This is a genomic window from Tissierellales bacterium (assembly GCA_035301805.1).
Classification (GTDB): domain Bacteria; phylum Bacillota; class Clostridia; order Tissierellales; family DATGTQ01; genus DATGTQ01.
This window is the reverse complement of record DATGTQ010000150.1, coordinates 1-9,476: the sequence shown is the minus strand read 5'-3', so window position 1 is coordinate 9,476 and position 9,476 is coordinate 1. Positions and strand designations below refer to the sequence as shown.

Annotated in this window: 7 protein-coding genes; 1 reads left to right on the top strand and 6 read right to left on the bottom strand. The window is 31.4% G+C overall.

The features are described 5' to 3' along the window. Positions 1-21: 21 nt before the first annotated feature. The 5 genes from VK071_07470 to VK071_07450 all read right to left on the bottom strand — a co-directional run bounded on the left by VK071_07470 (position 22) and on the right by VK071_07450 (position 6,237). Positions 22-1,074, bottom strand: coding sequence for an S-methyl-5-thioribose-1-phosphate isomerase (locus VK071_07470; GenBank protein ID HLR35147.1), 1,053 nt, complete (start codon positions 1,072-1,074; stop codon positions 22-24). Positions 1,075-1,208: 134 nt separating this feature from the next. Further along, complete coding sequence (megL, locus tag VK071_07465) at positions 1,209-2,408, bottom strand: methionine gamma-lyase (protein ID HLR35146.1); 1,200 nt, start codon at positions 2,406-2,408, stop codon at positions 1,209-1,211. 24 nt (positions 2,409-2,432) lie between these two features. Next, positions 2,433-3,641, bottom strand: a complete 1,209-nt coding sequence (mtnK, locus tag VK071_07460) for an S-methyl-5-thioribose kinase (GenBank protein HLR35145.1) — start codon at positions 3,639-3,641, stop codon at positions 2,433-2,435. A 168-nt stretch (positions 3,642-3,809) separates the two neighbouring features. Then, the gene (locus tag VK071_07455; GenBank protein HLR35144.1) at positions 3,810-5,111 is read right to left on the bottom strand and encodes a Na+/H+ antiporter NhaC family protein; all 1,302 of its coding nucleotides are present in this window, start codon (positions 5,109-5,111) and stop codon (positions 3,810-3,812) included. A 190-nt stretch (positions 5,112-5,301) separates the two neighbouring features. Continuing rightward, positions 5,302-6,237, bottom strand: a complete 936-nt coding sequence (locus VK071_07450) for a sugar-binding transcriptional regulator (GenBank protein ID HLR35143.1) — start codon at positions 6,235-6,237, stop codon at positions 5,302-5,304. Positions 6,238-6,602: 365 nt separating this feature from the next. Between VK071_07450 and VK071_07445 the strand changes: the two genes are divergently transcribed. After that, entirely contained in the window at positions 6,603-9,032 is a 2,430-nt protein-coding gene (locus VK071_07445) for a glycoside hydrolase family 3 N-terminal domain-containing protein (protein ID HLR35142.1), read from the top strand. 83 nt (positions 9,033-9,115) lie between these two features. On the opposite strand, the gene VK071_07440 is transcribed toward VK071_07445, so the two are convergent. Next, positions 9,116-9,476 (bottom strand): hypothetical protein (locus VK071_07440; protein ID HLR35141.1); only part of this gene is annotated, 361 nt, incomplete at its 5' end.

Genomic DNA, 9,476 nt, shown 5'->3' with positions numbered 1-9,476 from the left:
CTAAATTTATCTACTTACTTTCTAATAATATTGAGCAACTTCCGTTTCAAAATATCTATGAAGGTCATAGGGAGCATATATTCCTTTATCAGTCACTACACCACTTACAAGATGAGGAGGAGTTATATCAAAAGATGGGTAATATCCTTTTACTCCATCTAGTGTGTTTCTTATACCCCTTGCTTCCAATACTAACTTTGGATCTCTCTCCTCAATAGTTACTGATGAAATAGTTTCATGCCCTTGGTCTGGAATTCCTGTTACAAAATAAGGCACTCCATGATATTTAGCCACAATAGCAATTTGATAAGTTCCTATTTTATTGACAATATGTCCATCTAAGCATATAACATCAGCCGCCGAAGTAAATAAATCTATTTTATTTTTTACCATAGTAAAAGCTGGCATATTATCTGTAATTACAGTTGTATCAAAACCTTGATCATAAGCCACACTTGCTGTCAACCTAGACCCTTGAAAATATGGTCTTGTTTCAGGCACAAATAGCTTAATATCCTTATCCCTTTTTTTAGCTCCTCTAAGCATCATGCCAACAATTGTTTCCCCAAAACATTGGGTCATAATATTACCTTTATTGGGAAACATATCAACTAGATATCCTCCAACCTTTTCCATAGTAGAATATCTTCTATTTAATGATTCAATGGTATATAAAAATATAGCCTCATCAACTCTCTTACCTTCTTCTATTGCAGTTTTAGCAACATTTAAGCATCCGTCAGTTACTTGACTCATTCTTTTTGCCGTAGTAGGTCTGGCATGGGATAAGGTATATCCTGCCTTCTTTAAATATTCCCACATTTCATCCTTACTCATACTTCTACTTTCATAAGCTGCTAAAGCCATACCCATACCAGCAGCTGTAAAAGGTCCAGCACTTTGGGTAACCATATCAGTAATGGCTTGTGCAACTTCAACATGAGTATTACATGTAACAAATTTAACTTCTGTAGGATAAATTCTTCTGTCTAATATTTTCACTTTCCCATTTTCATACCATGCTACATTTTCATATCTTAATACAAAAGCTAAATCTTTATCTGCTCTTTCCATGTATAATCTCCTTCCATAACGGAACTTGTAAGTTCTATTAATTTTATTTCATATAGTATATTAATATTATCATATAATAAATATCTTTATCCTTTAGAATTTAACACCCACCAATATGGTGGGTATCTATTTTATTAATTTAATTTATTAAGGGCCTTATCAAGATCAGCAATTATATCTTCTGCATCTTCTAGTCCAATAGAGATTCTTACTAAACCTTCTGTAATACCACTTGCCGCCCTTTCTTCTTCAGTATATGGTGAATGAGTCATACTAGCAGGATGTTGAATCAATGTTTCTGCATCACCTAAACTAACTGCCAAAGAACAAAGTTCTACTGTATCCATTAACTTTTTACCTGCTTCTATTCCACCTTTTACTTCAAAAGCTATCATAGCTCCTGGTAATTTCATTTGCTTTTCTGCTAATTCATATTGTGGAAAAGATTTTAGTCCAGGATATAAAACAGTTTCTACTGCTGGATGGGACTCTAAAAATTCTGCTACTTTCTGTGCATTAGAACAATGTTTTTCCATACGTAAATCTAAAGTTTTCATTCCTCTATTAATTAAAAAGGCATCGAAAGGACTTAGTGCAGCTCCTGTCATGTCTTTAAGTCCAACTTCTCTAACTTCATTTATAAATTCTTGACTTCCAACGACGAAGCCTGCAATAACATCGCCATGACCATTTAAATATTTAGTAGCAGAATGAACAACTATATCAGCACCTAAATCTAATGGTCTTTGTAAATATGGTGTACAATAAGTGCTATCTACTATTACCATACACTCTTCATTTTCATGGGCAATTTTTGATATAGTTTTAATATCTGATATAGTCATATTTGGATTAGCTGGTGTTTCTAAATAGACTAATTTAGTATTTTCTTTCATAGCTTTTCTTACATTCTCTGGGTCAGATGTATCTACAAAAGTTACTTCTACTCCAAATCTAGATAAACCATGGTTTAAAAAGGCAAAGGTACAGCCATATAACGTTTTTGCTGCAATTACATGGTCTCCGGCACTTACGGCAGTCCATAATGCAGAGGTAATTGCTCCCATACCTGAAGCCGTGGATATAGCTGCTTCTGCATTTTCTAAATTAGCTAGTTTGTTCTCTAACTGAGTATTAGTCGGATTACCAATTCTTGAATAAATATACCCTTCCTCTTCTCCCTCGAATCTATTACCACCTTGTTCAGCTGAATCAAATATAAAGGTGGATGTTTGGTAAATTGGTGTTGCTAATGCACCATGTTCATTATCTTCATACCCAGCATGAATAGCTCTTGTACTAAAACCTAATTTTTTTAAACTTTCCTTATTCATATTGTCCTCCTTAATTGTTTTAATTTACATATTATTTTTAAATATATCTATATAATCTTTACCTATTTTCATTTTTTCACGATTCATTATAAATTCTTTTCCAGACAATATTAATAACCTTTCAGCCTTTACTCTTTCCTCTATATTCTCAATATTTGTAATATCAATTACTTTAGAATCTCCTACTACTCTTCTTATCATTTCAAGGCCTGCTGAACCTGCTGCATCAGAAAGTATAGAATTTAGATACCATTCCATATAGTATTCTTCCTTAGCCATTACATCAGTTACTATTTCTTTGTAAAGCTTTATAAATTTCTCTTTAAATAAATCTACTATATTTTCTATTGTCTTTCCAAGCCAATTTGTGAACTCCTCTATATCCTTATTGTCTTTTTCTACATAAGCTTTAGCCCACGGAAAGAATAAATTTCCTATTACATTTCCTAAGTCATATCCTATTGGCCCATAGAATGCAAATTCAGGGTCTATAACTTTCATAGAATCCTTTGTTACAAATATAGAGCCAGAGTGTAAATCTCCATGGATTAAAGCTTGAGTATTATTCATAAAGTTATTTTTTAGTTTTCCTACTTCTAGTATTAAATCTTTATCTCCATAAAGTTCTTTTTTCACAAAATCCATATTTTCATCTAATACAATATTCCTACCCTTATAATCTATATATGGTTCTGTAAATACTAGGTCTTCTGATATTTTACATAAATCTTTATTAATAAACTTTTCTACTCTATCCTTTTTGTCTCCTGAATCCATTACCAAATCTGTTGTTGGCAATAGGGTATTTACCATAAATGTAGTAATATGGTCTGCTAATTTATGAAATATTTTTCCTTCTAACAATTCTTCTCTCAAGTTTCCATGATCTGATATATCTTCCATAACTAAAGCACACATAATAGGATCATATTTATAAACTTTTGGTACTAATCCTGGTGCTAATTCTCCTTGAAGACTTAAAACCTCTGCCTCTATCCTATTTCTATCTACATCTAATGGTCTACCAGAGGTTCTAAGAAGAATATCTGCATGTTTAATAACAATGGATTTTTTAGTATTTTCATCCCATATTTTAAATACATAATTAATATTTCCATCACCAATTTCTTTAGCTTTTAAACTGGCATCTTTGTCAAAGAAATCTAATTTTCCCTTGATATAATCTAATACATCATCAGTTTCCATTTTAAAATGTTTATCAAATTTAGACAAATTATCAACTCCTATATACCTTGATAATATCTTTATAATCTTCAATAAAACAAATATAAACTAATATCTAAAGTGGCTAATAACTTAATATTTTTTATGGGGTGAATCATAATCAGTTCCTAGCCCCTTAGATAAAATTGACTATTTGGAATTTTTAAACTATTTTTTCTAAAGTGCCTTTTTCTTTCCTTTAGACTTGGGAAATCCTAATGCAATTGATAAAATTCCCATAATAATCATCAACATTGAATATATTGAAAATGGAACAATAGACACAGGTGATATTTTTCCAATTCCTGCAGCTGCTAACAATTGCCCTCCATAAGGAATTAAACCTTGAAAAGCTGATGAAAATATATCTAGTATACTAGCTGTTTTTTCAGGTGCTATATCATATTCTTTAGATATATCTTTAGCTAATGGTCCCGCTGTTATAATAGATATTGTATTGTTAGTTGTAGCTATATCTATTAAACTTACTAATGTTGCTATTCCAAATTGTGCTCCTTTTTTAGTTTTAACATTTGCAGTAACTTTTTCTAGTAGATAATCTATTCCTCCATAATAGTCCATTAAACCTACTAATCCACCAACTACAATAGCTATAATAGCTAAGTCTTCCATCCACTCCATACCCCTTTGTAATGTTGCAAATAACCCAACTAAGTTAAAGTGTCCTAAAGCTAATCCTATTATAGCACCTACCCCTATTCCAATTCCCAGTACTAACATTACATTTAGACCAACTAAAGCACTAATTATAATGGCTATATATGGTAGTATCTCTACTATTGAATATGCATAATCCTTCGTACTTGCCTTTGTTACAGGTATAAATGCTAAGATTATTATTGTAATAATTACAGCTGGTAATACTATTAATAAATTTGCCTTAAACTTATCCCTAAGTTCTACACCTTGTGTCCTTGTAGCAGCTATTGTTGTATCTGAAATAAAGGATAAATTGTCTCCAAACATAGCTCCTCCCACAACTGTTCCTAATACTAAAGGTAGGCTAAGACCTGTTTGTGAAGCAAGTCCAACTCCTATTGGAGCAACTGCAGTTATGGTTCCCATAGATGTTCCCATAGCAAAAGATAAAATACAACTTACAATAAACAACCCTGGTAATACCATGTTAGAAGGAAGTATGCTTAAACCTAAATTCACCATTGAACTAACTGCTCCCATTTCTTCTGCAACTGAGTAAAATGCTCCTGCCATTAAAAATATTACTACCATTAATATAATAGTTGGTTCCCCACCTGCCTTGGAAAAAATATCAAGTTTTTTCTCTAAGGATGTATCTTCTCCCTTCTTATCTAAACATAAAGCAAATGCAGAAGCTATTACCATACCTAATAACAGTGGCATATTACCAAAGTCACCTGTTATAATTCCTGTCCCCATGAATAATACTAAAAAAACTATTAACGGCATTAATCCTGTAAAATTACTTTTTTTATTCACGTTTTTTCCCCCTAATTTAATTTTTTACTTAAAAGTCTCTTATTTTTAACCAATCCTTAAATTTCATATTGTAAATGGTTATTTAGTACAACGTTTTCACTAAAATACCAAAGTCTTATTCTCTATTTTAATAGGATTCCTTACCCCTCCTTTATGCACCATTATTATTTAATTTTATTGATATTTTAAATTAAGTTTCAACTAATTTTTGTGCCATATTTCTATCAGTAATTAATACATCTATAAAATTTCCTCTTAGTGCTCCTAAAATAGCTTCATACTTTTTCTCTTCACCTGCTACTGCCACTACAAGAGCGTCATTTTTGTTTTCAAAAATATCATATCCTATAGTCCTATCTAAGTAATCATGTTTTACAACATTTCCATTTTTGTCATACCACCCAAATCCAATATCACCTACACAGCCTAATTCAACTAAATGGCTAATATATTTCTCATTAAAATATTTTTGGGTATATAAAGTACTGTCTTTAGTAAGCTCTCCAATGCCCACCACAATGATATTACACTTTTCCATCATATTAAATGTTTTCTTTATGCTATTGTCAGACATTATAGCATCCTTTGTTTCTTTATTTTCAACACTTGCTGGAGAATATAACAGATAGGGAGTACCTCCAAATTTTTCAGCTATAGTTCTAGTTATTTCATCAGGCTTTAAAGCTGTATATGCAATATTCATTCCCCCAACTAGTTGTACTACTGGCATTTCATAGTCCTTATGGTCTGACAATCTCATGGCTACTTCAGACAGTGTTCTTCCCCAAGTTACCCCTATCATATCCCCCTTTTCTACTAATTCTTCTAAGTACTTTGCACCTGCTATTCCCAGGTCTAAGGTTACGTTTTCATCATCAATAGAAAAAGTTACTACACTTTCCTTAAGATTAAATTTTTCTTCTAATTTTGTTTCTAATTCAAAATCATATTTTTCAACATCTGCAATCTGTATTTTTACAATTCCCTTTTCTCGGGCCTTTTTCAACAATCTATTAACTCTTTGTCTTGACATGCCCATCTTTTTTGATATTTCATTTTGAGTCAATTCTTTTTTGTAATAATAATATGCAACTTTTACTAACTCTCTATTTTTATAACTATCCATACTTAACCCCCTATTACATTTGCTCACCTGATGATATATTGTAATGAATTACTAAAAGCATACCAATTATTATTTTATTTGTCAATAGAATTTTAAAATTTTTTTCATTACCATTGTTACCCTTTTATTCCTTGACATATTTAAGAAATTGGGGTAAATTGTTAATAAGTGTATAATATATTTCATTCTTAACTATACTACTAATAACTAATATAAATTTAAAAACTTTTATAAAAATAAAATATAACATAATAGCAATTTTATTTTAGCGTGTTACCAAATCTGGGCAAAAGCTAATAAGGACTTCTTATACCTTATTAGCTTTTTTAAAATATTATTAAAAATAACAAAAGGAGTTGATAAGGATGAATTTTTACAAGAAACTAGCTTCAATTCTTTTAGGGGTGTTAATGCTATTAATATCGATACTTCCATCATCAAGGGTTAGTGCTAGCGCAACTGTTGACCAAATTATAGCGGACATGACCTTAGAAGAAAAAGTGGGACAAATGTTCATGCCTGATTTTAGAAATTGGGGAAAGGATGGAAATGGTAATCCTATACCATTTACCGTTATGAATGAAAAAGTAGCCAAGATTATTCAAGAATATCATTTAGGAGGCGTTATACTTTTTAGAGAAAATGTTGCGAATACAGAGCAAACTGTAAAGCTTGTTCATGGATTACAAGAAGCCTCTGAAGATATTCCACTACTTATAACTATAGACCAAGAAGGTGGACTTGTTACTAGGCTCCAAACTGGAACCAATATGCCAGGAAATATGGCCCTAGGTGCAGCTAATGATCAAAAATTAGCAGAGGAAATTGGAGAAGCAATAGGGGCAGAATTAAACTCCTTAGGTATAAATGTCAATTTTGCACCAGTATTAGACGTTAATGTTAATCCTGCTAATCCTGTTATAGGAATTAGATCTTTTGGTGCTGACCCTGATTTAGTTTCTAAAATGGGAGTTGGATATATTAAAGGATTACAAAATTCTAAGGTTGCTGCAACAGCTAAACATTTCCCAGGCCATGGAGATACAGCAACAGATTCACATTTTGGACTTCCAGTTGTAGAGCATGATAGAGAAACTTTAGAAGCTATAGATCTAAAGCCTTTCCAAGCAGCAATGGACAATAATATAGATATGATTATGACTGCACATATTGTGCTTCCTGCTATAGACAATGATAAAGCTGAATCTATAAAGGATGGTAGTGAAATTGGAATACCAGCAACTTTATCACAAAAAATCTTAACAGGTCTAATAAGGGAAGAAATGAATTATAATGGTGTCGTAGTGACAGATGCATTAAATATGCAGGCAATAACAGAGCATTTCGGACCAGAAGATGCAGTAATAAGATCTATTAATGCTGGGGCAGATATAGTACTCATGCCAGCTATAGTCTGGGACGAATCCCAAGTGGAAAATTTAGATAAAGTATATAATGCAGTAATAGATGCAGTTAATTCTGGAGAAATAAGTGAAGAAAAAATTAATGAGTCTGTTAGAAGAATTTTAACATTAAAAATCAATAGAAATATTATAGGAAAAGAAGACTCTAGATCATTAGATGAAAAAATAGCAAATGCCAAAACTATTGTGGGTTCAAAAGAACATAAGGAAATTGAAAGAAGAGCAGCAGAAAAAGCAGTAACTTTAATAAAAAATGAAGATAATACTTTACCTTTTAATTTAGACAATGGAAAAAAAGTTTTACTATTATCTAATCAGCAAGATAGACTAAATTTAATGGAACTAGAAATGAATAATATAATAGAAAAATTAGGGGTTACAAATGTTACAATTGACAAAAGTCTATACAGTAACGGGTCCTTAACTGATAAAATTAAGAATCAAATTGATTCTGCCGACTATATTATTATGGAAACATATAATTTAAATTCTAATTCTGTATTCCCCATAGAAGCAAGTCAATATGCTAATGAAAAAAATAAGAAACTTGCTACTATGTCTTCAAGAAATCCTTATGATATAGCGTATTTACCAGATGTGAAGGCTAATATAGCAATATATGGTTCTAGTGGATATGATCAAACCCAACAAGGAGAAGCAGCTCTTCCAATTAATATACCTGTAGGCCTAGATACTATATTTGGTTTAGTAAATCCAACTGGAAAACTTCCAGTCTCTATTCCAAAAGTTAATGATTTAGGCAATTTATATGAAATTGGATATGGTCTAACCTACCAACCAAAGGTTGATAAAGATGAACTAGAAAAAATAATTACTGAAGCCGAAAGTTTAAATAAAGAAGAATATACAAAAGAAAGCTGGAATGCATTAGAAAAAGCTTTAAATATAGCAAAAGACATATACAATAAAGACAACGTAAACCAAGATGAAATAGATGAAACTAAACTAAATTTAGAGAAAGCTATTAATGCTTTAATCAAAAAAACAGATCAAAATGAAGCCAATAAAGTAATAGATCAAATAAATAAGCTACCGGCATTGGATAAGTTAACTTTAAAAGATAAGAAAAAAGTACAATCAGCAAGAGCAGCTTATGATAAATTAACAGAGGCACAAAGCGCCTTAGTAACAAATCTTAATGTGCTGGAAGAAGCAGAGAAAAAAATAGCCAAATTAGAAAAGGAACCGGGAACTCCAGGAAAACCAAATAAGCCTAACAAGCCAACGCCACCAAAAGGAAAACCTAAAGGTGGGCTACCTAAAACAGGTGATAGTAATAAATTAAACTTTTATATTAGTGGACTAATGTTAGTCATATTAGGTGTAGCTTTAAAGAAAAAAAATATTTAAATTTAATATAAATGCTCCTTTCTGGATATTTTTCTAGAAAGGAGCATTGTTTTTATAAAATTATTTATAACATATATTTTAAACTAATTTTGTTTTGATTCTATTTCTCTTATCTCTTTTTCAGTTAATCCTGTCGCCTCCATTATCTTCCCTAATGGTAGGCCCATATTTATTAATTTCTCAGCTATTTCTATCTCCCTTTTTTCCGCCCCTTTTTCTATTCCTTTTTCCATTCCTTTTCTTTCTGCATATTTTAATCTAGATATGGCATCCCGTCTAGCCTTCTCTCTAGCATAATATTTTTCTCTTAGTCTTTCATCAGCAGATATCTTTTCTAACATTTCTTTAGCCATCTTCAATGTTTCACTCCTTTCCATAAGCTGATTTAACAGTTCTTCCGTCCCAGGCTCTCCTATTCTCTTCATAAATGTTAACCATAGTTCT